19 protein-coding genes and 2 pseudogenes are annotated in these 24,093 nt (G+C 69.5%); 14 read left to right on the top strand and 7 right to left on the bottom strand.

The annotated features are described in order from the left end of the window. Nucleotides 1–376: 376 nt before the first annotated feature. Together ACF08W_RS33945 and ACF08W_RS33940 are read right to left on the bottom strand one after the other, a co-directional pair. On the bottom strand, nucleotides 377–1,387 hold the full coding sequence (locus tag ACF08W_RS33945) for an aldo/keto reductase (RefSeq protein WP_392281659.1): 1,011 nt from the start codon (nucleotides 1,385–1,387) through the stop codon (nucleotides 377–379). 236 nt (nucleotides 1,388–1,623) lie between these two features. Beyond that, nucleotides 1,624–2,406, bottom strand: coding sequence for an SDR family NAD(P)-dependent oxidoreductase (locus ACF08W_RS33940; protein ID WP_385213274.1), 783 nt, complete (start codon nucleotides 2,404–2,406; stop codon nucleotides 1,624–1,626). A 141-nt stretch (nucleotides 2,407–2,547) separates the two neighbouring features. Here ACF08W_RS33940 and ACF08W_RS33935 point away from each other — a divergent pair, with 141 nt between their 5' ends. After that, on the top strand, nucleotides 2,548–3,135 hold the full coding sequence (locus tag ACF08W_RS33935; protein WP_385212929.1) for a TetR/AcrR family transcriptional regulator: 588 nt from the start codon (nucleotides 2,548–2,550) through the stop codon (nucleotides 3,133–3,135). A gap of 230 nt (nucleotides 3,136–3,365) precedes the next feature. On the opposite strand, the gene ACF08W_RS33930 is transcribed toward ACF08W_RS33935, so the two are convergent. Continuing rightward, nucleotides 3,366–5,582 (bottom strand): fibronectin type III domain-containing protein, encoded by a 2,217-nt coding sequence (locus ACF08W_RS33930; RefSeq protein WP_392281658.1) that lies wholly within the window; start codon nucleotides 5,580–5,582, stop codon nucleotides 3,366–3,368. A gap of 193 nt (nucleotides 5,583–5,775) precedes the next feature. Between ACF08W_RS33930 and ACF08W_RS33925 the strand changes: the two genes are divergently transcribed. Next, complete coding sequence (locus ACF08W_RS33925) at nucleotides 5,776–6,051, top strand: hypothetical protein (protein WP_392281657.1); 276 nt, start codon at nucleotides 5,776–5,778, stop codon at nucleotides 6,049–6,051. A 137-nt stretch (nucleotides 6,052–6,188) separates the two neighbouring features. Here the strand turns inward: ACF08W_RS33925 and ACF08W_RS33920 are convergent, their stop codons facing one another. Then, complete coding sequence (locus tag ACF08W_RS33920; RefSeq protein ID WP_392281656.1) at nucleotides 6,189–7,400, bottom strand: MFS transporter; 1,212 nt, start codon at nucleotides 7,398–7,400, stop codon at nucleotides 6,189–6,191. A 98-nt stretch (nucleotides 7,401–7,498) separates the two neighbouring features. On the opposite strand from ACF08W_RS33920, the gene ACF08W_RS33915 reads away from it, so the two are divergent. From ACF08W_RS33915 to ACF08W_RS33900, 4 genes are all read left to right on the top strand, one after another. Next, nucleotides 7,499–8,473: a LysR family transcriptional regulator gene (locus ACF08W_RS33915; RefSeq protein WP_392281655.1), complete on the top strand. Its 975-nt coding sequence runs from the start codon at nucleotides 7,499–7,501 to the stop codon at nucleotides 8,471–8,473. Nucleotides 8,474–8,858: 385 nt separating this feature from the next. After that, nucleotides 8,859–9,392: a pyridoxamine 5'-phosphate oxidase family protein gene (locus ACF08W_RS33910; protein WP_385212921.1), complete on the top strand. Its 534-nt coding sequence runs from the start codon at nucleotides 8,859–8,861 to the stop codon at nucleotides 9,390–9,392. Beyond that, a complete protein-coding gene (locus ACF08W_RS33905; protein ID WP_392281654.1) occupies nucleotides 9,389–11,923 on the top strand; it encodes an excinuclease ABC subunit UvrA in 2,535 nt (844 codons plus the stop codon). The genes ACF08W_RS33910 and ACF08W_RS33905 overlap by 4 nt, the downstream gene beginning before the upstream one ends. Before the next feature lie 317 nt (nucleotides 11,924–12,240). Continuing rightward, nucleotides 12,241–12,945, top strand: coding sequence for a pyridoxamine 5'-phosphate oxidase family protein (locus tag ACF08W_RS33900; protein ID WP_392281653.1), 705 nt, complete (start codon nucleotides 12,241–12,243; stop codon nucleotides 12,943–12,945). Between the two features lie 290 nt (nucleotides 12,946–13,235). Here the strand turns inward: ACF08W_RS33900 and ACF08W_RS33895 are convergent, their stop codons facing one another. Continuing rightward, nucleotides 13,236–13,577 carry a hypothetical protein gene (locus ACF08W_RS33895; protein WP_392281672.1) on the bottom strand — a complete coding sequence of 114 codons (342 nt, stop codon included), beginning with the start codon at nucleotides 13,575–13,577 and terminating at the stop codon, nucleotides 13,236–13,238. Next, nucleotides 13,566–13,727: pseudogene (locus ACF08W_RS33890) on the bottom strand (transposase); the annotation flags it as partial. The pseudogene ACF08W_RS33890 and the gene ACF08W_RS33895, both read right to left, overlap by 12 nt. A 216-nt stretch (nucleotides 13,728–13,943) precedes the next feature. Between ACF08W_RS33890 and ACF08W_RS33885 the strand changes: the two are divergent. Together ACF08W_RS33885 and ACF08W_RS33880 are read left to right on the top strand one after the other, a co-directional pair. Beyond that, on the top strand, nucleotides 13,944–14,252 hold the full coding sequence (locus ACF08W_RS33885) for a hypothetical protein (protein WP_392281652.1): 309 nt from the start codon (nucleotides 13,944–13,946) through the stop codon (nucleotides 14,250–14,252). 875 nt (nucleotides 14,253–15,127) lie between these two features. Beyond that, complete coding sequence (locus ACF08W_RS33880; protein ID WP_392281651.1) at nucleotides 15,128–15,301, top strand: hypothetical protein; 174 nt, start codon at nucleotides 15,128–15,130, stop codon at nucleotides 15,299–15,301. A gap of 1,159 nt (nucleotides 15,302–16,460) precedes the next feature. On the opposite strand, the gene ACF08W_RS33875 is transcribed toward ACF08W_RS33880, so the two are convergent. Beyond that, nucleotides 16,461–17,624, bottom strand: a complete 1,164-nt coding sequence (locus tag ACF08W_RS33875; protein ID WP_392281650.1) for an ATP-binding protein — start codon at nucleotides 17,622–17,624, stop codon at nucleotides 16,461–16,463. Nucleotides 17,625–18,772: 1,148 nt separating this feature from the next. Between ACF08W_RS33875 and ACF08W_RS33870 the strand changes: the two genes are divergently transcribed. The 6 genes and pseudogenes from ACF08W_RS33870 to ACF08W_RS33845 all read left to right on the top strand — a co-directional run bounded on the left by ACF08W_RS33870 (nucleotide 18,773) and on the right by ACF08W_RS33845 (nucleotide 23,118). Then, nucleotides 18,773–18,961: a hypothetical protein gene (locus ACF08W_RS33870; protein WP_392281649.1), complete on the top strand. Its 189-nt coding sequence runs from the start codon at nucleotides 18,773–18,775 to the stop codon at nucleotides 18,959–18,961. A gap of 257 nt (nucleotides 18,962–19,218) precedes the next feature. Beyond that, entirely contained in the window at nucleotides 19,219–19,371 is a 153-nt protein-coding gene (locus ACF08W_RS33865; protein ID WP_392281648.1) for a transposase, read from the top strand. A gap of 73 nt (nucleotides 19,372–19,444) precedes the next feature. Beyond that, the gene (locus ACF08W_RS33860; RefSeq protein WP_392281647.1) at nucleotides 19,445–20,623 is read left to right on the top strand and encodes an alpha/beta fold hydrolase; all 1,179 of its coding nucleotides are present in this window, start codon (nucleotides 19,445–19,447) and stop codon (nucleotides 20,621–20,623) included. A gap of 226 nt (nucleotides 20,624–20,849) precedes the next feature. Then, nucleotides 20,850–21,386 (top strand): annotated as a pseudogene (locus ACF08W_RS33855) (SDR family NAD(P)-dependent oxidoreductase); the annotation flags it as partial. Nucleotides 21,387–21,435: 49 nt separating this feature from the next. Beyond that, nucleotides 21,436–21,813, top strand: a complete 378-nt coding sequence (locus ACF08W_RS33850) for a VOC family protein (RefSeq protein ID WP_392281646.1) — start codon at nucleotides 21,436–21,438, stop codon at nucleotides 21,811–21,813. 864 nt (nucleotides 21,814–22,677) lie between these two features. Then, complete coding sequence (locus ACF08W_RS33845; RefSeq protein ID WP_392281645.1) at nucleotides 22,678–23,118, top strand: peptidase inhibitor family I36 protein; 441 nt, start codon at nucleotides 22,678–22,680, stop codon at nucleotides 23,116–23,118. Nucleotides 23,119–24,093 lie beyond the last annotated feature (975 nt).

Here is a 24,093-nt window from a genome sequence, read left to right as displayed (position 1 = left end):
CTCTGACAGCGACCCGCTCCCGAATCCCACCACGAATACCAGGCCGAAGATGACCCCCCGGCCGCCCCGGCGCACCGCCCGCTCGCCCCACTCGCCGCGCCCCGGGAGGGCGACGAAGCCGTACGCGACGAGCTCACCCGGCGAGCCGACGGTACGTTCAGACCGATGTCGACGCCTGGCTCGCCCGCGCCCTGGCCGCGCACTGCGGGCACTACCGCGACCCGGCCGCCCGCGAGGAAGCCGCAGGCCTTCTCAACCTCAACCCCTCAACCTGCCGGTCCTCGCGCACGCCGCGCTGCTCGCCGCACTGGTCCGTCTGGTTCCCGACACGCACGTCGGCGAACTGAAGTCTCGTCGAAGGCTCCTGGAGCGCGGACTACCGAGAGCCCGCCACGGACCGCTGCTTGTAGAAGGACTCCTCCAGGTAGGCGGCCTCGTGCGGCTGGTAGGGGTCCTCCAGGTAGGCAGCCTCGTCGTGGTCGAGTTCGACGTCCACCGCCGCGACCGCGTCGGCCAGATGGGCAGGCTTGGTGACCCCGACGATGGGCGAGGTCACCACCGGGTTGCGCATGACCCAGGCCAGGGCGACCTGGGCCGGCGACAGACCCCGCCTGCCCGCGATCTCGTGGACGCGCTCGGCCACTGCCCGGTCCCCGTCGCGGTAGAGGATCCTGCCGCCCTCGTCGGTCTCAGCGCGCGCCGTAGCAGTGTCCCGGGCCCGCGTCAGCCTGCCCCGCGCCAGCGGGCTCCACGGGATCACGCCGATGCCCTGGTCGGCGCAGAGCGGGAGCATCTCCCGCTCCGCTTCCCGATGGATGAGGTTGTAGTGGTCCTGCATCGACACGAACCGGGTCCAGCCGTTCAGGTCAGCCAGGTACAGGGCCTTGGCGAACTGCCAGGCGTACATGGAAGAGGCTCCGATGTAGCGGACCTTCCCGGACTTGACCGCGTCGTGCAGCGCCTCGAGGGTTTCCTCGATCGGGGTGTCCCAGTCCCAGCGGTGGATCTGGTATAGGTCGATGTAGTCGGTCCCCAGCCGCTTCAGGGAAGCGTCGAGCTCGGCGAAGATCGCCTTGCGGGACAGCCCGGCACCGTTCGGACCGGGGCGCATCCGCATCCAGACCTTGGTGGAGAGAACGACCTCCTCGCGCCGGGCGAAGTCCTTGACCGCCTGGCCGACGATCTCCTCGCTGCTCCCGGCGCTGTACCCGTTGGCCGTGTCGAGGAAGTTGACACCGCTCTCGAGGGCCTGCTTGATGATGTCCCGGCTGGCGTCCGCGCCCAGCGACCAGGGCTCGCCGCCCCGGTCCGGCTCGCCGAAGCTCATGCAGCCGAGGGCGATGGCGGAGACTTCCAGTCCGGTCGTCCCGAGTTTGATGTATCGCATGCTGCCGAACCTAGGAGTTGGAGTGTGCTCCAACGCAAGACGTCCCGGTCCGGCGACCTGGTCGCGAGAGCGCGCCGGCAACTGCCCGACCTGCGCCCGGGTTCACCGCAGTCTCCGCCAGATGATTCGCGACCGCGGCAAGGGGACGTCACCGGCATGGCCCCAGGCCCCAGGCCCCAGGCCCCAGGCCCTGGGGCCTGTCTCCCCGATCGCGACTGGAGAGTCAGGGAAGGTGTTCAGGCGGTCTTGATCGCTCCGCCGTCGATGACATGGTCGGCGCCGGTGGTCGCGGCGGCGAGCGGTGAAACGAGGTATGTGACGAGGGCCGCGACCTCGTCCGGTTCGACGAGCCGGTCGATGAGCATGCCCATCGCCGTAGGCAGGCCGGCCAGGAGGTCGGATTGCTGGATGCCCATGGACGCGGCGAGCTCGGCGCCGTAGCCGGTCGGGCTCTCCCACATGTCGGTGCGGACCGGACCGGGCGAGACGGTGTTCACCCGCACCCCCTTCGGGCCGAACTCGTGGACGAGGGCCTTGCTGAACGCGGTCAGTGCGGCCTTGGCCGTCGTGTAGGCGACAGGGCCGCCGTGCGGCACGCGGGCGCCCATGGAGGACACGTTGACGATCGCGCCGCGGGCGGACAGAAGGGCGGGCATGGCCGCTCGGGTCACACGGACGGTCGCGAAGAAGTTCAGGTCCACCACCTGTGCCCACTGTGCGTCCGTCAGGTCCAGGAAGCCGCCGCTCAGACCGCCGTCACCACCGCCGATGTTGTTGACCAGGATGTCGATGCCGCCCAACTCGGCCGTGGCCCGGGTGACGAGGCTCTCGGCTCCGGCGGGGTCGGACAGGTCCACCGCGACCAGCGTCGCGCCGACCGCCTCCAGTTCCGGGGCGGGAGTGCGGGCTGCCGCGACGACCCTGACGCCCTCGGCGGTCAGGGCCCGGACGACGGCCAGCCCGATGCCGCGACTGGCACCCGTGACCAGGGCGGTTTTGCCGTTCAGTTGCAGATCCATGGTGTCCCCCACGAATAAGAGCATCTTTCCTGTCGCAGAGAACGTAGAACATGCAACACGATTGTTGCAACTACTTGGAGAGTCGGCACACGGATGTACCATCGTCAGGTCGTCCGCCGAACCAGAAGGGGCCGTACTCCCATGGCGCTGCCAGCCTCCGCCAAACCGCTCCGCGCCGACGCCGAACGCACGGTCCGCGCGATCCTCGAAGCCGCGGAGCGAGTACTGTCCGCAAACCCAGCGGCGTCGATGGAACAGATCGCCGAGGCCGCCGGGGTCGCCCGGACCACCGTGCACCGGCGGTTCGCCTCACGGGAGGCCCTGATCGCAGCACTGGCCGCATGGGCAACACAACAGTTCCACGACGCCGTCGAAGCTGCCCGGCCGGACACCACCCCACCTGCCGTAGCGCTCTACCAGGCCACCGCGAACGTGCTGCACGTGAAGATCGGATGGGGCTTCGCCATGAGCGCCCTCCCCACCGACGCCCCCGAAGTCGCACGCGTGCACGCCGCGGTCCTGGCCCAGTGCGAGCGGCTGTTCACCCGGCTTCGCGACGCCGGACTCCTGCGGCCCGACACCGATCTGGACTGGGCGCGGCGCGTGTACTACGCACTCATCCACGAAGCAGCAGCCGAAGCACCGGACACCGACGCCGCCGTGGACACCCTCGCCACACGCGTGGTCGACACCCTGCTGCACGGCATCGGCACGCCGACCACCCCCTGATACCAACCCCCTCGGCCCCGATGGCGCTGCTGTTCGCGCAGCGCATGCCGGGGGCGGAGATCGCCGAGGTGACGTTCACCAGCCCGGACCGGGTCCGGGATGCTCCACAACTTCAACGCCGACGGCTCCGAGCCGCTCCACCCCAAAGCAGACGGGCGGCCGACCCAGAACGTTCACCCCCCCCGGGAGGGCGTCCGGACGGGCGGGGTCCGGGGAGACCGGACGGGGCGTCAGGGACTCTGGGTCGAGATGCCGAACGGCCGCGCCTGCGGAGCCGATTCGGTGCCGTCGGCGGCCACGGCGGTGACGACGTAGTAGTAGTAAGCCGGAGCCAGGCCGGGGTCCGTGTACGTCCGTTCCGTCACGCCCGAAGCGATGCGGTGCTCAGGAGTGAAGACATCCGAGTCGGACGTGGACCGGTAGACGTTGTACGAGACGGTGGCACCCTGGTCGCACGCTCCGACCTCCCAGCTGAGCCGGACGTAGTCCGCGCCCCTGCCGCCGGTGACCGGGGGAGTGGCCGGTGCGGTCATGACCGGGCAGGGCACGGCGGCCTCGGCCGTCGGTGAGAAGTCGGACCACATGCTGTGCGTGCTGACGGCGCGCACCACATAGCGCCACGTCTGGCCGGCCGGCACGTTCTCGTTCGTGAACGTGGTCCCGGTGACGAGAGGGGAGACAGCGTAGGCCGACGCGGGGTCCGAAGAGGTGGTGCGGTAGACGTAGTAGCCGGCCACATCGGTCGACGTGCTCGCGGTCCACTCCACCGTGACGTTGCCGTTCTCGGCCGTCGCGGTCACCGAGGCGGGCGCGGCCGGCTTCCCGTAGACCGGCAGACGCTTGCCGTAGACGGTTCCATAACCGGGCTCGGGCAGGGGAGAGACGTTGCCGGACGTGTCGACGGCGCGGACGGTGTAGCCGAACTGCTCGCCGACCGGCACGCCGGCGTCCAGATACCCGGCGTCCCGCACCACGGCGACCTGCTCCCACGCACCGAACATCGACTTGCGCATGACGAGGTAGTGGTCCGTGTCGTCGGTGTTGGCCGTCCAGGCGAGGTGCACACCATCAGTGCCGTTCCACGCGTTCAACCCGTACGGCATGTGCGGCGCAGTGACGTCACCGGTGCGCGTGGTCGAGGCCGTCGCCGACGGGTTCGACTCCGTGCCGTGCGCCGTGACCGTCCTGACCTGGTAGTGGCGCACCTGGCCGATGGGCGCCGAGAAGTCGTCGTAGCCCGGGCCGGCGACCGGGGTCTCGGTCAGCCGGGACCACGGGCCGGCGGCCGACTCCGCGGCGTAGACATGGAACCGGTGGGACGCGTCACCGTCGTACCGCCAGCCGACGGTGCTGCGGTCGACCCGGCCGTTGGCGGAGACACTCGTCGGCGGCAGCGGCTTGGGCTCGGTCACCTCCAGCCGGACGGGCGCGGAGTACGGGGAGGCGTTGCCCGCGCCGTCCAGTGCCCGCACACGGTAGTAGTAGGTCGTACCCACGGCGGCGTCGACGTCGGTCAGGACGGTGCTCCGAGCAGGGACGGCGATGGAGGAGAACGGCCCCCCGGACGCGAGGGACCGCTGCACCTCATAGAAGCTCGCCCCGCTCACCGGAGGCCAGGAGAGCCGGGCGCCGGACCCGTCGTACGTGGCCGTGAGCCCGACGGGGGTGGCGGGCGCCGTCCTGTCGGCACTGACGACGCGCGACGGCGAGGACAGCGGGGAGAGGTTGCCGGAGCGGTCGACGGCCCGGACGGCGTACTCGTAGGTGGCGCCGGTGGCCGGGGGCGTGTCGGTGAAGGCGGCGCCAGTGATCGGCGTGCTGTTGAGCCGGCTCCAGGCGCCGGTGCTGCCGGTGCGGCGGTAGGCGCGGTAGCCGGCCAGGTCCAGCTCGTAGTTGCGGGACCATGACAGGGTCGTCTTCAGAGTGCCTGCCGCATAGCCGGCCTTCAGACCCGCCGGGGCCAGCGGAGCGGTCTTGTCGTAGGCGGCGCCGATGACGGGCTTGTAGGCGAAGGCGATGTTGGCAGTGCCGGTGAAGGCGGCGAAGTCCACACGCAAGGTATGGACCCCGCGCGGGATGGTGAGACGAAGAGTCTTCTTCTGGGTCCGGCTGACATTGCGCCACAGACTGATCTTGCGGTGACCGTCGAGGTAGACCCGCGCAGCGTCCTGGACGGCGACGGTGAGATCGAAGGGACCGCCGGAGCCGAAGTTGCGACTGGTGGACCAGCGGACGCCGAAGTTGTCCCGCGGCAGGGCGACGCCCGCCGGGTCGCCGAGGCCGTAGTTCTCGGCGATGGAGGTATCGCAGACAGTGGCCTTCGGAGCGCCGGTGAACGTGGTGTTGGCGTAGTACTGGGCCTTCCACACACCGGCCGAGCAGGTCACGGCCGCCTGAGCGGTGGCGGGGAAGGCAACTCCGGTCAGGGCGATGGCCAAAGAGAGCACAGCCGCACCTGCCGTACGGCGCGCCACACCGAGGGATATGGGCATCTGTTGACAGTCACACTTTCGGTCGGGAGATGGGTACAAGACGCGTACTCCGCCCCGATCGTGTCATTCGCAAGATCGCCCGCGAAAGGGGGTTTGTGCGGAATCACGTCAACCACTTCTCCGCTGCCCCCATCAGGCGGCGGACGGCATGTCACATGCCCGCGAGCACACACTCGTCCGGCGCCCCGCGACCACACTGAAGACGAACCGGGACCACCGCTACACCGGGACCCGGACGCCGCATCCGCGGTCCTCGCGCCTGCACCGCATCGGCTTCCACGCCGAGGCCGAGGTGCTCCTCACCCGGGCCCTCGACGCGCCCGAACACGGCCACCGCCGGCCCCGCACCATGCACACCCTGAACGGAAACCAGCTGCCGGACGAGATCGAGGACCCCCGGGCCGGAGGGCTACCGCGGCCATGACCGCGGGCGAGGCCGCCTCGCCCGCCCCACACCGCCCGACCCGGGACTTCCTGCCCCTCGGCCAAGGAAACCCCGGACCGCGTACGGGACGCTGCGCGCCCGGCGGTCCAGCCCCCGCCCCGGAAACCCGCAGCGGTCTAACCGGTCCGGCCGCCCTCCGGGGCCCGGCCCAGGGCACCCACCAACAGGGCGGCGAGCGCCAGACCACCGCCCAGCCACATCACCTCCTCGACCCCGGCACCGTCCGCGGTGACACCGCCGACCAGCGCGCCCAACGCGATCGCCCCGTTGAAGACACCCACGAAGAGGGAGGACACCGCCTCGCGGGCCTGCGGCGCGGCGGCCAGCAGCCAGGCCTGGACACTCACTGACACGCCCCCGTACGAGACGCCCCACACCGCGAGCAGCACCCCGGCTGCCGGCACCGAGCCGCCGAGCAGCGGCAGCAGCCCCACCGTGGACGCCAGGACGAAGGCGATCACCAGGAGCGTGCCGCGCGGGAAGCGGCCCGCCCCCGCACCGGCCACAAAGTTCCCGAGAACACCGGCGACGCCGTAGACGAGAAGCAAAGTGCCGATCATCGTGGGGCTGGCCCGCGAGATCTCCTCCAACACAGGCCGTACGTACGTATACGCAGCGAAATGCCCGGTCACCAGCAGGGCCACCACGCCCAGCCCGGTCGCCACCCGCGCATTGCCACCCAGCTTCAGCACGCCGCCGAACCGGACGACCTGCTCGGCCGGGAGCGGCGGCAGCAGCGCCGCGAGCGCGATCAGAGCCACCACGGAAAGAGCCGCGACAACGGCGAACGCAGCTTCCCAGCCCGCCAGTTCCCCGATGTACGTACCGGCCGGAACGCCCAGCACCGAGGCCACCGCGATCCCGCTGAAGACGAGCGAGGTGGCCGGCCCGACGCCGTCGCCCGGCACAAGCCGTACAGCGAGACCGGCGGCGACCGCCCAGACCACACCCATGCCGACGCCGACAAGGACCCGGGCGACCACCATCACCCCGAAGCCGGGGGCCCACGCCGCCAGCAGGTTGCCCAGCGCGAGCAGCGCCATCATGGAACACAGCAGCACCCGCCGGTCCAGCCGGCCGAGCAGCGGCGTCAGCAGCGGCGCGGAGACCGCACCGACCAGACCCGTGAGGGTGAGGGTCAGACCGGCGGTCCCCTCGCTCACACGAAGCGCGTTGCCGAGGGGAGTGAGCAGCCCCACCGGCAGCATCTCGGAGGTGACCACCGTGAAGGTCGCCCCGGAGACGGCGGCGACCGCGGGCCAGCCCCCGCGTCCCGCGAACCGCCCCTCTCCGGTCCCCGTGCCTGCGATTTCCTCTGTCCGTGCCATACGAACAGCCAATCCGCAGGACCGTTCGGGAACAACAGCCAATCCCTCACCCTTCCATGAGCAGGACTGATCGATCGGACGAAGGGGGCCGGGATTCCGTGAGCGGCATCGAGATCCGCGAGCTGGAGGCGTTCCTCGCCCTCGCCGAGGAACTGCACTTCGGCCGGGCGGGCGAACGACTGTACGTCTCCCAGAGCAGGGTGAGCCAACTGCTGCGCGCCCTGGAGGGACGGATCGGCGCCCCGCTGGTCGAGCGCACCAGCCGCCGGGTACGACTGACCCCACTGGGAACGTCCTTCCACAACAACCTGCGGCCCGCGTACGACGCTCTGCGCACCGCCCTGGACGAGGCCCGGGCAGCCGCCCGGACAGAGGCGGGCGGGGTACTGCGGATCGGCTTCCAGGGCACCGTCGACGACTACCTCGCCCAGGCGATAGCCCTGTTCGAGGAAGAACACCCGGGATGCGCCCTGGAACTGACGGAGATCCCGCTGTCGGACCCGTTCGGACCGGTGCGCCGCCAGGAGGTGGACTGCGCGGTGGTCCTCCTGCCGGTACAGGAGGAGGACCTGGTGCTCGGGCCGGTCTTCTCCCGTCAGCCGCAGACCCTCGCCGTCTCCGCCCGGCACCCGTTCGCGGCCCGGGAGTCGGTGTCGGCGGAGGAGCTGGCCGACTGCCGGCTCATCAGTGTGGGCGCGGGCGACAAGCCCGGCCCCGCCCCCGCGTACTGGCGCCTGACGCAGGCCCCGGACCACACTCCCAAGCTGCGGCCGATCCCGGCAGGCCCGCTGGTCAACACCCTTCAGGAGGGACTGAGCCTGGCAGCGGCGAACCGGGGCACAATGCTGCTGTGCCGATCCACGGCCGACTACCACGGGCGGCGCAACTCTGTCACCTTCGTCCCGGTCGACGGACTGCCCCCCTCCGAACTGGGGCTGATCTGGCACCGCTCCCGTGTCCCCCCGACCGCCCTCGCCTTCGCACGGGCGGTGAAAGGCACACCTGCACGGAATCCCCGCGCACCCTCGCCCGCCCCGCGGCCCACCGCCCCGCAACCAACGGCGCCCTCATGACCGTCCTGGACCGCACCCTCCACGACGAGCAGCAACTGCCATCGCCGTAACCGGGGTCGGCCCGACCACAACCCCGTCCACGGCGGGTCGGACCAGCACCCCCTCGCCGCCGACCGCCCGCACGACGACCGACGTGACCCCGGGCGCGCCCTCGCCCCGGCCCCCACGCCCGGCATCCGCTCCGCCCGGGCCGCCCGCCATACCGACGACACACCCGAGGCCGGAGGATCCGCCGTTCTGATGCCTGCCCGGCTCCGGGCGCCAGCAGGGTGCAGAAAACACCACAAGAAATACGACACAAGGTGTCCAGTTTCACGGAGACAGTGTGGGCGCCGGTCGGCGTCGTGGTGGCGCGGGCCGGAACGACGGACAGACAAGGACCCTCATGCGTGAGACACCCGACGAACTCCACCGGCTCCAAGCCCTCCTCGACGCCTCGCTCGCCCGCTCCACGGCGCACCTGCGGTCGATCATCAGCAGCGAGCGCACGCTCACCGCCGAGCACCTCACCGGTGTACTCACTGGCATGTGCACGCTTGCGCTGTCCACCGTGACGGCAAAGGGCGAGCCGCGGGTCAGCGGCGTGGACGGGCACTTCCTGCACGGCACATGGCACTTCGGCACCGCGCGCGGCGCCGCCAAGGCCCGGCACCTCGCCGCCCGGCCCGCCGTCAGCGCCGCGCACATGCGCGGGGAGGACCTGGGCGTGTTCACACACGGCACCGCGGAGCTCCTCAACCCCCGAGACGGCGAGCCGGCCGCCGACTGGCCGGACCTGCTCACGTACTTCCAGGACTTCTACGGCGACGACGCCTTCGACTGGGACAATGACGTGGTCTTCTACCGACTGCACCCGCAGTGGATGGCCGTGTTCGCCCCCGACCTCGCCAAGCTCGGCGGGAAGGCGGACGAGGCGTGACCCCGCCCGTACCGGACCCGCACGCTGCCGGAGCCGACAAGACGCGCGACACCATCCACGTCGTGGGCGCCCGTACCAACAACCTGCGCGACGTGACCGTCAGCATCCCCAAAGGCCGGCTCGTCGCCTTCACCGGCGTCAGCGGCAGCGGCAAAACCTCGCTCGCCATCGACACCCTGCACAGCGAGGCCCAACTGCGCTACCTGGAGGGCCTTTCGCCGTTCGTACGCCAGTACATCACCCAGCGCAACCGCCCCAAGGTTGACCGCATCCTCGGCCTCGGCGCCACGCTCGCGGTCGACCAGCGCCGCCTGAACCGCAACCCCCGCTCCACTGTCGCCACCATCACAGGGATCGACGGGCACCTCAGCCTGCTCTACTCGCGCCTCCCACGGATCGGCCCGGACACGGACCCGGCCGCGGACACCGGCGCCGACCCCCTGACCACCGCGCACTTCGACCGCCACACCCCCGAAGGCAGCTGCCCGGACTGCCACGGCGCCGGTGGACAATGGCACGCCCAGGAAGACCTCATCGTCACCCGCCCGGACCTCCCCCTCTTCGAAGGCGCCTCCCCCTGGTACGCCAAATGGCGGTCCGGAGAGCACGTGTTCATCCCCGCACTCGCCGCCAGACGCGGCGTGGACCTCAGCCGCCCCTGGCAGTCGCTGCCCGAGGCATTCCGGCACAACGTCCTGCACGGCACCGGCGACGAGGCGGTCGAGGCCACCGTCGACATCCCGAACAAGAACGAGACGGCTCGAATGACCTACACCTCCAGCCAACCGCTGCGCGGCGCACTTGCCGAGGTGGAACGAGTGTTCGTCAACGCCCGGACGGCCGAAGCCAAACAGCGCTACCTGCCGTACATGCGCAAACAGCCCTGCGGCACCTGCCACGGCAGCGGATTCGATCGGGTCGCCCGGTCCGTACGCCTCGGCGGCCTGACCTACCCCGATCTGCTGGACGTGGATGTACACGAGGTCCGCCGCTGGGCCGGGCACCTCGCCGACTCCCTCGACACCCGGCAACGCACCGTCGGCGAGCCCCTGCTGCAGGACCTCGGACGCCGACTCCGCCTCCTGGACCGGCTCGGCCTGGCCCACCTGCAGCTGTCCCGCAGCGCCGCCACACTGTCCGGCGGCGAGTCGCAGCGCACCCGGCTCGTCGCTCAGCTCGGCACCGAGCTGAGCGACGTCATCTTCGTCCTGGACGAACCCGGCGTCGGGCTGCACCCGGCGGACAAGAAAAACCTTCTCGCCATCGCCCTGGAGCTACGCGAAACCGGCAACACCGTCCTCCTCGTCGAACACGACCCCGAACTGATCGCCCGCGCCGACTGGATCATCGATATCGGACCCGGCGCAGGCCGCCTCGGCGGCGAGGTCCTGGTCTCCGGCCCACCCGCCCTGGCCGCCACCGACCCCGCCTCGGTCACCGGCCACTACCTGGCCGGCAACGGGCCGCGGCTGCGCCGCACCCTCCGCCCGGTCCGCGACGACGCCGACTGGGTGGAACTGCACGACCTGCGCGCCCACAACGCGGCCGCAGAGCTGCTGCGCCTCCCTGCCGGGCGGCTCACCTGCCTGACCGGGGTCAGTGGCAGCGGCAAGAGCAGCGTCCTGGGCGCACTTGCCGGGGGCGCGGCGGCCGCCCTCAAAGGCACGGCTGCCAATGCCGTGCGCGAGGTGACCGGACTCGACGGATTCGGCTGGGTCGCCGTGGTCGACCAGGAACCTCTCGGACGCACGCCACGGTCCAACCCGGCCACGTACAGCAAGGCGTTCGACATCGTCCGCAAACTGTTCGCCGCCACCGATACGGCACGCGCGCGCGGCATAGACGCCTCCTGGTTCAGTTTCAACACCACAGGCGGCCGCTGCGAGACCTGCACCGGCTACGGCCGCAGACTCGTCGACATGCACTTTCTCCCCGACATGTGGGTGGTGTGCGATACCTGCGACGGCCGACGTTACGGACCCGAGGCCCTCGAGGTCACCTACCGGGGGCTGTCCATCGACCAGGTGCTGGACCTGACCGTCGCCGAGGCCGGGGAGGTCTTCACCGAACCCCGGCAGCTCACGGAGACCCTCACTGCGCTCGACCGGGTCGGGCTCGGCTACCTCCGACTCGGCCAGAGCGCCACCGAACTGTCCGGCGGCGAGGCCCAGCGCCTCAAACTTGCGTCCGCGATCCAGCGCGGTGCGACGAGCCGCAAGGCCGGCCTCGTCATCCTCGATGAACCCGTCTCGGGCCTACACCCGTCCGACATCCAGCGGGTCGTCGACGCGCTCGACATGTTGCTCGACTCCGGCAACACCGTCGTCGTGGCCGAACACGACATCCCCGTCGCCGCGTCCGCGGACTGGGTGATCGACCTCGGACCGGGAGCCGGCCCCAACGGAGGCGCAGTGGTCGCGCAGGGCACCCCCGACACCGTCGCCGGAGCGGACACTCCCACTGCGCGATACCTGCGCCGGTACGCGGCCGGCCTGCCACTCCTGGACGCCTCGGAGGACGCACGGCGCTGACGTACGGCGTGCCGCCGCGAGACCCGTGGGTTTTTGGTCAACTCATGGGCCGACCCTGCGCAGGACCGGAGAGTTGGTCGGGGAGGAGTGGCTGCAGCACGCCGTACTCGTGCTGGCCGTCCTTGATTCCGGCTGATGTGTATCGGGTTACGGAAGACGAGTCCCTGCCCACTTGGCCCCGGTGAACAGCGAGCACCCCGCGGCCAGGAGTTCGATGCCAGACCCGGGCAACAGTATCCGTCGTGAAACGAGTCACTTCCAACGGATATCGTCAGATCGGTAGCTTGAAATCGCCAATATCGATAGCGTCTGCCAGCATGACTGAGGAGACACTAGACACGCCACTGCCCGTCACGGAGCGCACCCGCCATCGACGCCTGCGGGAGCAGGGCAGCCGGAGCCGGGCAGATCTCGACGTCATCCTGGACACGGGGTTTCTGTGCCATCTCGGCGTGGTCGTCGACGGTGCCCCGATGGTGGTCCCGACCGTGTACGGAGTGGATGAGAGCACGGTCTATTTTCATGGCTCGGTGGCAAGCCGGAGCCTGCTTGCCGCGCCGAACGCGTCGGTGTGCCTGACCGTCACGCACGTCGACGGCCTCGTCCTGGCACGCTCGGTGTTCGAGCACGGGGTCAACTATCGCAGCGCGATGATCTACGGCATACCGCGAGCCGTGACCGACCCTGAGGAGAAGCTTTACGGCTTGCGGTGCCTCACCGAGCACGTCGCCGCGGGTCAGTGGGGCTACGCACGCCTCCCCAACCGCAAGGAACTCGCAGCGACTGCACTGCTGGCACTCCCTCTCGACGAGGCCTCCGTCAAGGTGCGCACCGGCCCGCCGGACGACGGCGACGGACCCGACACCGAACTGGGCCTATGGGCAGGCGTTCTCCCCATGCATACGGAATGGGGCGAACCGGAACCGGACCCGGCGCTCTCGGAGCACGTCCCCGTACCGCCCCACATCCTTCATCTCGCCACTCACGCCGTCCCGCTCGTCAGCCGCCGCACTTCACGCTGACCCGCTCTCCGAAGAGTGGGAGACCACACCGCGTGAGGCCAGGGACGCCTTCATGGTGCAGTCGCTCGCGGAGTGCACCCCTCTTCGCAGTCGCTCAGCCCCGCGACTGCTTCATCAAGGGCCGCAACATCGGATCCACGAACGAGGAACGTCAACATGAACACGACCGCTACAGCTACGTCTCCTCCATCGGATGGGCCGCCTGAGCTGAAACGACCGAGGCCCGGCCGGTGTTGTCACCGGCCGGGCCTCGGCCATGGCGCCCGTACCAAGCACGGGCGGGGCGGGTGCTACTCCTGGCAGTGGCATCCCGCGCACACCCGGCAGCATCGGCAGTCCAGGCACTGTTCCCGCATCAGGTCCCCGCACGGCTGGAACGCGTCGCCGGGCGAGGAGTCGGGGCAGTAGCACTCGCAGCAGGAGCCGCACTTCTCGTGGACGCGGTCACGGCGGCGGCCGCCGATCACCACGGTGCCCCGCTCCCCGCAGTCCCGGCAGCGCCGGGGCCGCACCGGTGCCGGGTCCGGCAGCTCGTCCATCTCCCGCACCCATTCCCGCAGCGCCCGGAGGTCCTGGGCCGTGAGCCCGGTGACCGGGGCGACCGCGTACGGCAGCAGCGGCCGCTCGGGCACGTCCCGCCAGGCTGTACCGGTCCGAAACTTCCACACGATCCCGTTCAGGACCCTGCGGTCGTCCAGCCGCTTCCGCCCCCGCAAAGACTCGGGCAGCAACGGCCGGACGAACTCCCACTCAGCATCAGACAGTTCATGGCGACGTATCACGACACCATGATCCACTAGTGATGATCATTTGAAGACACTGCCTAGCGGTGGGAGCCCTGCGACACTGTTCAACCGTGTGATTGTCAGCTCCACCACTGCCCCCAGAACTGGGTGGCCTCCGACGCGTCCATCGCGTTTCTGCCTCCTGCCGCAGATGGTTGATCCCCGAGGGCTTGGCTCGTGACAGGCTGTCCTCCTGAGCACTGGGGGAGAGCCATGGCAGAGGTCGGTGGATGGATCTGGGAACGCAACCTGCGGTTGTTCCTGGAGTTGCTGTCCCACTATGTGGGCTACGGCTTCGATGCCACTGACTGGGAGACGGTGGCACTCGCGGTTGAGGCGACCGACGACGAGCGGACCGACGGCTGGTACTCGTATCCCTTGGTCGGCGACTATCGGCAGGTCGAGATTCGGCTTGCCCGCGCGGTCGGCGGCGATGAGGTCAGGGTGGCAGTGAAGGGAGCTCTGACGTCTGAACTGGAGGTCCGAGCAGACACCTTGCTGGCCGCCTTCGCAGCTGGCTGACCAAGGTCAACTTGACCCGATAGCCGCATGAGGCGGTCTTCCCACGCAATAGCCGCGATCGACGCAGTCCGCGTCTGACCTTCGCTCACCACCGCGTGCCTTGTCCCCGACCCCGCCGACCGGCCCGCCGCGAGGTAGCTGGCCGCCACATGGTGACTCTGCGCGCCCTCAGCCCCGACGACGCACTGGCCTTCACCCGCATCTACAGCGGCGCATCCGTCCGGCACACCACACCGGTAAGCCTCTCATCCTCGGCCAGGCCCACGAGAAGAACCGCACGGCCCTCGCTCGAGCCGCCGAAACCCCCCGCGTGCACAGTGGAGCTGGGGCATTCTCGCCGCAGAGGAGATGACCGGCCTGATCTCCCTACGACGACGAACCTTGTCCATGGGCACCATCAGCTACATCCTCCGCGAAGACACCTACCGAGGGTCTCGCCCTGCACCGTTTCCGCGCTGATGCGCCGGAGGTGGTCCTGCCCGTACAGGACGGTCCCCGCTTCCCGTTCCAGCCCTCGGCGCTCTGTACCTAGCGTCGCCCGCGTGACTCGCCCCGTCCGCGCCGCCTGCCCGCCGCTGACCCACATGCTGACCCACGGCCCCGGGCCCGGCGTGCGGGAGGGCGAGCGTTCTGCGGATGCCGACGCAGAAACCCCTGCGGGAAAAGGTTCCACGCAGGGACCGGGGCGGGCGGTTCGTAGGTGCCGGCGCAGATTCCTCGAAGGCCAGTGAAAGATCCCGCCTTCACCCCCACATAACTAAAGGGACACCGGTGGAGCCGCCCCAGCTCCGGCCCTTGCGCTGCTTGGGCCCGGCTCGTCGATCGTGCTGCCACCACCCCGCGCTCACCGGAGCGCACCTACCCAAGGGAGTCCCATGTCCTCGCTCGCCCTGGTCGTCGCCGCCCTGGTCGTCGTCGTTGTCGCCATGGTCCTGGTCGGGCGGTTCTGCCTGACCCGCTACCGCCCCGCTCTCGCTACGCCGCTCATGGTGGTGCTGAGCGCCGCCACCGTCTTCGCGACGGTCTTCGTCCCGATCGTGCTCCGGTGACCCCGCGCCGGCGGCGCCAGGTCCCCCGCTCTGCGGGCCGCGACCGCCCTTCCGACCGCAGACCGTAGGGGCGGCGCGGCGCGGGCCCCTGCCCCGTTCCGTGACCGCCACCCGGCACCGCCAGAGCACCGCCAGGCCACCGTCGCCGCACCGCCACCCAGTTCGCCGGGTGGCGGTGCGGCGGCGGTCCCCGGGCGGCGCTCTGGCGGTGCCGGTGGCGGTCCTGACCAGGGCTGACAGCCGTTCGCGGCGGCGGGGCCCGTCACCAGGCCATCTGTCGGGGAATCCGCCCGCGATCCGCCGGTGCCCGTTCGGGGCCGTCGTCCGGCGGATCCGGGCCGTGGTCTCGGCAGACAGCGGGTCCGGAGGACGACCGGCCCCCTTGCGGCTGGGGCCCTCGCCTTGGACGTGCCGGAGGGCCGGACCCCTGTGGGTCCGGCCCTCCGTGCTGCTGAGAGGCAGTGGCGGGTGTTGCAGCTCCTCTTGACGATCCCGCGTCTTGCCGCTTCCGATAGGTGCATGGCCTGGTTCGGGTTCGGTGCATTCATCGTTGGCACGGTCGGGATTGCGGTAGGGAGCAAGGGGCAACGAGGGTGGGAAGCATGGTCTCGTCAGCAACGAGTCGTGTGCTCATCTGGCTTCGTACTCGTACTTGCCGGGCTGGTGATCGGCTGGAACGGCTGACACCGCCGATTCGGACCGATCACCCCGAAGCGAGCCAGAAGCCGCTCCCGTGATCTCGGAGTCCGGGAACAGCCACGGGGGAGTCAGCTCGTGGACACGAAGAGGGATTCCTGGATGGTCTGGTAGCGGTAGGACTCGGTGCCGGTCTGGATCAGTGACCACCGCCACCCCACCGCCCACGTACCGTCACCCAGTTCGCCGGGTGGCGGCAGGCGATGAGATCACCTCTCGCCCGTTCGCCGGAAGCGACGGACAGAACATGACAGAACAACTCGACGCTTGCGGGCGGACAGCCGTCCTCATCAATCTCCATCCGGAAGTGGACCTTCACATGGGCGACGCTGATGTTTGTCACCGCGCCATCATCCACGCGGCCCGGAGGGGACCGATCTGCGGGGCTGAAGGCAGCGCGCCTCTGCGCTCCGACATCCTGTCGGTCTCGGTCTTCTGGACCGGCAGGGCGGTTCGTTGTCGGTCAGTCCCGGCGGGCACCCTGGACGATCGGGTCGATGACGGCTGCAGCCCGCTCCGGGTCTTCCTTCAGCCACCTGCCGAGGTGGTCCTGTACGGCTTGTCCGACACAGTCGCGCACTTCGGAGTTGCCCAGCACGCCGCGCGTGGCGCCCTCGAACTCAGGGCGGTCCAGTTTCACCGACACGACCGCCGTCAGGCCCTCGCGGATCCGATCGGCGCCAATGTCGGGGTCCATAGGTGTCAGCAGCCCGTGCTCCCGCGCGTACGCGGTGACCGCGGCCGCCATCCCGTCGCGGAATCCCACCACGTGCGTACCGTCGACGGTGGGCCAGCTGTTGGCGAAGCTCCGCACCCGCTCGTCAGGGCAACTGCACCAGCGGAAGGCGATGTCCATCTCCCCAGCCATCTGAGGAACCTCTCGCCCGAAGGCGATGGTCTCCAAAAGGGCGTGCGCCGCTGCGTGGCCGTCGAGGAAGTCAACGAAGTCCTGCGTCCCGCCTGGGAAGTGGAGCCGCACCGAATGGGACACATCCAGGCGGCGCAGGTCGGTCAGCGATATGTCCAGGCCCTGGTTCAGGAAAGCCAGTTCTCTGAACCGCTCCTCCAGTCCATCGAACGAGAACTCTGTGGTTCCGAAGATGTCGGCGTCGGGCCAGAAGGTGATGGTGGTTCCGCATCCGGTCGCTGCCCCCACCTTGGTGAGCGGGGTGGTCGCCACGCCGCGCGCATATTCCTGGGCCCATCGGACTCCCTCGCGGCGCACCTCGGCCGTCATCCGGCGCGACAGGGCATTGACGACAGCAGGGCCTATGCCGCAGAAGCCGAGCGGCACGTCGCGGTGGCCTCCGGTATCCACTCTGGTCTGCATTTGAGTGAGCAGGGCTTCGAGCCCGGGCACGCTGGCGCCCTCCGTCTCGTCGATGGGAACGCCCGGCCCGTCGTCGGCGACACACACGCCGCCACCGGGCGTCAGAGTGATGTCGACGGAGGAGGCACGGCTGGCCAGAACCTCGTTCACCGCCCGGTCCGCGACCTCGAACACCATCTGACGCAGGCCGCGTTCACTCGTCGAGCCGACATACATCCCGGGCCGCTTCCGAATCGCTTCCCACCCCTCCAACACCTGGATGTGGCTGGCGTCGTACCTGGTGTCTTTCTCGCTCACGATGTCCCCTCCGAAGATGTTGAGTAGAACCTCCCAGGTTAGATAAATCCCAGGAAAACACCAGGTCAGAGGCATTCTTCAGGTGCCGCAGGCGGACGCGTGAGCGACTGTCCGGAGGCTGCCGACCAGGGAGTCGCGAACCGGCGCCGGGGTCTGGATGCGGACCCATCGAGGGCCTGGACGGCACCCTTACCAGCGACCCCCGAGGCCCCAGTTTCGACTCCGGAAGGACCCTCCCCTGGCCGGCCCTCACCCCGGGCAACAATGCTGCTTCCGGGGAGTCGCCAAGGTCTCGTCCACTCCTCGTCGTCCTCGTCGAGCCCGGCGACATCCGGGTCGCGCAGCGGCCGCAGGCCGCCACCGGCCGGGGCCGAGGCGGTGAAGCTGTGCGCGGGCGGCCTGCCCGGCCGCGAGGGACTCGGCGTGGGCGCCGCGCTGGTGGGCCAGGATCGCGGCTGAGTTCCACCCCGCTGACCACTGCGGACTCAGGGCCGACGACCTACCCGTCCCCGCCAGGCGGCGGACCGTCGGCCCGAGACGCTCCAGTAGGCTGCGCTGGTCATGGACACGCACGCCGAACCCGAGCAGGCACGGCACGGCTCGAATGTCTCCGTTCCGCCGATCCGGCAGCTCTTCCGGGACGTCATCGCCGACCGCATGCCGGGCCGCAGGCCGCCCCAGGCCGTGATGCTGTTCGGCTCCGAGACCGACCCCTGCTGGGACGACCGGAGCTTCCTCGCCGACTTCTACAACGAGATCCTGCCCCAGGACACCTGCCAGCCCGCCACCGCCGACGGCCTCGTCCTGGTCGCGGCCCTCGCCGTTGATGAGCGGACTCTAGCCCGACAGCGATTCCAAGCCGTCGACCTGCTGTTCAGCGCTGCAACCGTCGCTGAGCGCCACATCGCCGATACCTGGCCGGCCACCCCGCAACATGCCGATCCCGACAGCGAAGCCCGGGCCCGCAGAGTGGTTCAGGCTCACGTTCCTCATCTGCTGGCCCGCTGGTCGGCCGAATGCCCTGCGGTTTGCCTCGCCCTCGCCAGCCTCGCCGTCGTCTTCCCGACGGACCGCACCCTGCCCGCCCTGACATCGCGCTGCAGACTCTCCTCCTCCAGCACCCCCAGGACACCGACATCGGCGACTACGTGCGGTTCGTCCTCGTGCTGGCCACCCAGGACGACGACCGGATCCTCGCGGCGACCGAGAAGCTCACCGACGCCTACTGGGCCGGAACAGCGCGCGGAGTGCCGACGCGGGCACGAGCCCTCCACCTCCTCGGCCAGATGCTGACCAAGGTCGGAACCGGACTCACCCGAGCACCGGCCGGACAGTGACGTTCTTCAGCTGAGGGTCCGCCGGTTCGCCTGCGGCGAGGTGCATCCGCCGCACCTTCGTCGAGCAGATACCCGGCCTGACCTGTCGACACGGTCAGCGGACCGAGCCGCTGCGCGCGACGCTGGCCGCGATCGGTCTCGCCCTGGCGGGCCGCGCCGACGCCCGCCTGAGCTCCGCGCTCGGGGGCTGCGTCAGCCGGTGCACCGTCCTGCGCCTGGTCGACACCCTTCCCGAGCCGGAGATACCCGCCCCGCGTGTGGTCGGCGTTGACGAGTACGCCACCCGTAAGGGTCGCCACTACGGCACCGTACACGTCGACGTCGAGACCCGCCGTCCTGTCAACCTGCTGCCCGACCGGGAGGCATCGAGCCTGGCGGCCTGGCTCGCCGATCGGCCCGGCATCGGTTAATTGGGTTTGTCGAAGCTGCGGTCGGCTGACGATCGCTTGACCTGTACCGAGGTTCAAGGGCGAGGCTTGAGGCATGAGTGAGGCAGATGAGCTGTTTGGTATCGCGGAGGTTTCGGCGTGGATCGGTCTGGAGCCCGACACGTTGCGGTACTTCGAACGTCAGGGGGTTGTGCCGTCTCCACGGCGCGACAGTGCGGGGCATCGCCAATACACGACGGCCGATGTCGAGCTGATCCGCATGCTGGTTCATCTCCGTGAGACGGGGATGCCACTGGCCGATATCGCGCAGTTCACAGGCGCTGACGACAAGGTGGCTGATCCGGCCAGGCTCCGAGTGGAGTTGCTGACGGCTCATCGCCGGCGCGTGCGCGACAGACGCGAGGAGTTGGACCGTGCGCTTGATGTGATCTCTCGGAAGATCGCGGACTTCAGTGATCGGATTACGAGTTCGGTGGACTATCTCGACCGACCGGACTGCACGATTGCCTTCGGTGTCCAGGGTGAGGGGCCACTGCTGTTCCTCGTCGGGGCGCCGACTGGGCGGTCCGGATTCGCGGCGCTGGCTCATGAGCTTGCAGGCCGGTTCACCGTCGTCACCCACGATCCGCGTGGTATCGGTGCCAGCCGTGCGGTCCCAGGGATGGCCGAGCCCACGCCCCAGGTCCTTGCCGAGGACCTTGCTGCACTTGTCGACAGGTTCACCGGAGGGCCCGCCCTGTTCGTCGGTACCAGTGGTGGTGCCGTGACGCTGCTGGAGCTGGGCAAGCAGCATCCTGACGTGGTCGGCCGGGCCGTCTTGCATGAGCCGCCCCTTGTGTCCCTCTTGGATGCCACAGACCTGACTGGCCGAGCCGCCGCAGCGTTCAATGCTGCAGAGGCTGATCCTCAGCGGGCAGCGCAAGAGTTCTTCGACCTCAGCGGCGCTGCCCACCACACAGGACCAGATCAGACGCCTCCCGCCCATATGGCGCTACCCGAGCTACCGGCCGAGGAACTCGACAAGAACCGCTACTTCCTGGGGCGGATGGCCGGCCCCACGGTCTTCTACGTCCCCGACGTTGAGGCCATCCGTCGCGTTTCGGTGACGCTGTGCGCTGGCGTGCTGAGCCATCACCAGATGGCGCGCCGGGCGGCCCAAGCACTCGCTGAACTTCTAGACCTACCTCTGATCGACATGCCCGGCAATCACCTCGGCGCAAGCGCCGAGCCGGCAGAGTTCGCTCACGCCCTCGGGCTCCTGCTCGAACCCTGAACACATCCCAGAGCCCTTCCTGGCCGAACACGCTCGGGATCATCGATACCGGCGCCTTCGACGGGCCGGCCGCCCGCCGCGACTCGAACGGCGGTCTCCGGCCTCCTGCCCCGCGGCCGCACGTGGGGCCACCTCCCGCCACTCCCGCCGCGCACATCCGGCACCCCCGGGTCACCATGGCCGGAACAGGCCATCTGGGCCCTTACCGACACCGCCAAGGAGTCCCGTGACCGACCGGAAACACCCGCTGAGCGGCCGTACGGCCGTGGTGACGGGCGGGGCACGCGGCCTCGGCAAGGCCGTTGCCCGGGAGTTGGCCGCCCGGGGCGCCCGGGTGGCACTGCTAGGCCTGGAGGAGGAGGAGGCGCTCGCCCGGGTGGCTGGCACGCTCCCCGCACCCACCGGGCACTGACACGTCGACGTCACCGACGACGCGGCGATGGCGCGCGCCGCCGACGAGGTGCGCCGCCGTCTGGGCCCCGCGTCGATCGTCGTCGCCAACGCGGGCGTGGCCGAGGGCGGGCCGTTCGCGGACTCCGACCCCGAGAGATGGCGACGCGTGATCGAGGTCAACCTCGTCGGCAGCGCGGTCACCGCCCGGGTGTTCCTGCCGCACCTGCTGGACACCCACGGGCACTACCTCCAGATCGCGTCCCTGGCCTCCATCGGGGCCGCGCCGATGATGAGCGCGTACTGCGCCTCCAAGGCGGGCGTGGAAGCCCTGTGCCACTCACTGCGCGCGGAGATGGCCCCGTCGCAGGTCCCCGGAAAAATGGATCGGCAGGACGCACCAAGCCTCCTACCCTTCCGCCATGCAGATCGTTGTGACGCTGGACTGTGTCGACACCGAAGCGCAAGCGAACTTCTGGCTCGCCGCGCTCGCCCCGCTGGACTACCGGCGCGGCTTCCAGGGATCCCCCTACCTGAGCCTGGTCGGTCCCGCTCCTGCACCAACCCTTCTCCTGCAGCACGTCCCAGAACCCAAGCAGGGCAAGAACCGCATGCACCTTGACCTCGACTTTGGCACCGCAGACCTGGTGTCCGAGGTCAGTCGCCTTGAACGGCTCGGCGTTGCGAGGCTCTCCGAAGAACTCAGCGAACACGGCTTTCGCTGGATCGTCGTTGCCGACCCGGAAGGCAACGAGTTCTGCGTATTCAATCCCCCGAACAGCATCAACGCTGCGGAGTAATTACCAGGTCGGGCTGAGGTTCCACGAGGGCTTGGGAAGCCGCCTGCGGCGTCTTCGGAGTGGTGGGGCCTGGCCGGCCGCGGGGAGGCCCTCCCGCCCCAGGCGTGCGTCGCCGGATGCGGGCCTGGACGTGGTCCGCGGGGCGGAGGCGCTGCTGCGGGGGGTGACGTGCTCCCGGGCGTGCCGGACGTCCCTCACACGTACCAGTAACGGCAACCGCGGGTCGGGCCGCCCATGCGAGGAGTGCGGGCAGCCCGTTACGGCTGGGCGTGCCGATTCCCGGTACTTGCCGCCCCGCCTGCCGGCAGAAGGCGTACCACCGCCGTGCCGCGTCGCGGCAGACGGCCCCTCCCGTCGATCCGGGGCCCGAACTGCTGGAGGCCGCCCGCCCTTCCGCGCTGCGGCCGTCCTCGGGAGCTCGCACACCCTCTACAAGCAGCTGGACCGTCACCACGTCGCCGCGCAGCGCGGCCTCGCCCTCGACGGCCCGCTCGCGAAGCTCGCGGCCATGGACCCCGGGCGGATCAAGGCGCCGTCCACGCCGGCACTGGCATTGCCGGGGTGAACCGGTCCGAATACCAGCTGCACGGCTACCACGGGCGGCGAGGCCCGACCAGAACACGAGAAGCCGACGCCCTCGGCTCCGTCACAGGAACGGATCCTTCAGCCCGCCAGAGCTCCGCCGCGTGTTCAAGAGAGCCCACGACGCGACTTTCGGGCAGTTCCGCAATCAAACTTCGGAGGCGTATTCTCCGCGCTGATTGCCTACCTGCCGTGCGCTGGCACCCAACCTCACAAACTCGCGGAGCATCACGATACGAGGACTCGCGTGCACACCGCACGTGCTGACAGGAGGCTCATCTGATGCGTAAGCGTATTGCTCTGGCAGCGGTCGCGATGGTTCTCGCGTCTGCGACCGGCACGGCTGCAGCAGCCGAAACGCCCTCCGAGAGCAAGACGGCCGACGCTGTGGTGTCGATCCAGCCGATCAAGATCACCGGTACGACCGGGACGGAGGCGTGGGACAACTGCCTGCACGGCCAGGCGTGCGTGTTCCAGAGCACGAATGGCACACCGAATCTGTGGGTGGTGCCCCGGCTCGGTACCTTCAACCTCGCCAACTACGACATGAACAACAAGATCAGCTCACTCTGGAACAGGAGCGGCGCCACCATGCAGCTATTCGACACCTACAGCGTCTTTGGTGGTTGTTCCAACCTCCTCGGGCAGTTCGGCGCCTACGGTCCCACGATCAACGTCCCGACAGGGATCAACGATAAGGCCAGCTGCCTGACGCTCTTCTAGGAACGGAGCGGGACCGCCTGCGGACAGGCCCCGTTGCTCCGGCCCGTCCGGGCGGTTCCGCCGTCACCCATTCCGCTCGGGGCGCGGCCGTGGCTGCGTCAACCGCGTGCCGGCCTCCTCCGGCTGCCCACGGCCGTGCCGCTTTGGGCAACCCCCGTCGCGGGGGCGCGCCGCCGTTCCGGTCCCGCAGGCTGCGGGAGGTCCTCCTCAATGGCCATGTGCCTGGTGAGGATCGCCCAGGCCGCCCGCGAAGAAGTGGGTGGGGGCGCCGGGACAGGTCGGGAGCGCCTTCGGGGGATCTGGCTGCCATTCACGTTCCTCTCGCGCGTCGGCAGGGCCTCCGCGCGCCGGGCATGGTCGACGGCGGCGCGGCGGTCCTGATCGCCTGTGAGCGAATTCAAGTTCCGCCGCGTATGCTCGAAATTTCCGGGGTGTTTTTGAGGGGCAGGGAATGGTAAGCGGCTCCGGGTATCCGGCTCCTGTGGGATGTGTTTGCCGTCAATTTGAGCGCGCCTTCCTGGGCGTTTCCTTCTTCCTTGAAGTGGAATGACGGTGGTGTCGTAGAAACCCAGTATCTACCCCTGGCAGTGTTTCGTGATGCATAGCCTTGATCCATCCCTGTAGGGGGTGGGACGGATTTCCGATCCCTACCCTGGTACGGGCGGATGTGATGCACGGGTTCGACACCCTGGCCCCCACGTTCCATCAGATCGCATCCAGCCCCGCCCTTCCGTAGCCAGCCGCCCGCGACAGCGGGCACACCCCAAGCCCCCATGAGCGAAAGCGAGGTGACAGGCCGGCAGGTGAGGGTGTGTCCGTGAGCGGAGCGGAGGACACACCCGGCAGTTACGCGCCGCGTGAATTCCGGATGGAATTCACTATGCAATTCCGGAGGAATTGCATAAAGCCCGTAGGGCTTTATCTTCTTGACGGTCCGTAGGACCGTGCGTCGTTCCTCCGGAGGAGGACGCGCGC

Source organism: Streptomyces sp. NPDC015144 (assembly GCF_043079735.1).
Taxonomy (GTDB): domain Bacteria; phylum Actinomycetota; class Actinomycetes; order Streptomycetales; family Streptomycetaceae; genus Streptomyces.
Note: the sequence above shows the minus strand (reverse complement) of the source record. Positions and strands in the feature narration are given on the sequence as shown.

What these genes read in the sequence shown, in the direction of transcription:
- ACF08W_RS33945 (WP_392281659.1), bottom strand. Translation starts at nt 1,387, where the DNA reads ATGCGATACATCAAACTCGGGACGACCGGACTGGAAGTCTCCGCCATC.
- ACF08W_RS33940 (WP_385213274.1), bottom strand. Translation starts at nt 2,406, where the DNA reads ATGGATCTGCAACTGAACGGCAAAACCGCCCTGGTCACGGGTGCCAGT.
- ACF08W_RS33935 (WP_385212929.1), top strand. Translation starts at nt 2,548, where the DNA reads ATGGCGCTGCCAGCCTCCGCCAAACCGCTCCGCGCCGACGCCGAACGC.
- ACF08W_RS33925 (WP_392281657.1), top strand. Translation starts at nt 5,776, where the DNA reads ATGTCACATGCCCGCGAGCACACACTCGTCCGGCGCCCCGCGACCACA.
- ACF08W_RS33920 (WP_392281656.1), bottom strand. Translation starts at nt 7,400, where the DNA reads ATGGCACGGACAGAGGAAATCGCAGGCACGGGGACCGGAGAGGGGCGG.
- ACF08W_RS33910 (WP_385212921.1), top strand. Translation starts at nt 8,859, where the DNA reads ATGCGTGAGACACCCGACGAACTCCACCGGCTCCAAGCCCTCCTCGAC.
- ACF08W_RS33900 (WP_392281653.1), top strand. Translation starts at nt 12,241, where the DNA reads ATGACTGAGGAGACACTAGACACGCCACTGCCCGTCACGGAGCGCACC.
- ACF08W_RS33885 (WP_392281652.1), top strand. Translation starts at nt 13,944, where the DNA reads ATGGCAGAGGTCGGTGGATGGATCTGGGAACGCAACCTGCGGTTGTTC.
- ACF08W_RS33880 (WP_392281651.1), top strand. Translation starts at nt 15,128, where the DNA reads ATGTCCTCGCTCGCCCTGGTCGTCGCCGCCCTGGTCGTCGTCGTTGTC.
- ACF08W_RS33860 (WP_392281647.1), top strand. Translation starts at nt 19,445, where the DNA reads ATGAGTGAGGCAGATGAGCTGTTTGGTATCGCGGAGGTTTCGGCGTGG.
- ACF08W_RS33850 (WP_392281646.1), top strand. Translation starts at nt 21,436, where the DNA reads ATGCAGATCGTTGTGACGCTGGACTGTGTCGACACCGAAGCGCAAGCG.
- ACF08W_RS33845 (WP_392281645.1), top strand. Translation starts at nt 22,678, where the DNA reads ATGCGTAAGCGTATTGCTCTGGCAGCGGTCGCGATGGTTCTCGCGTCT.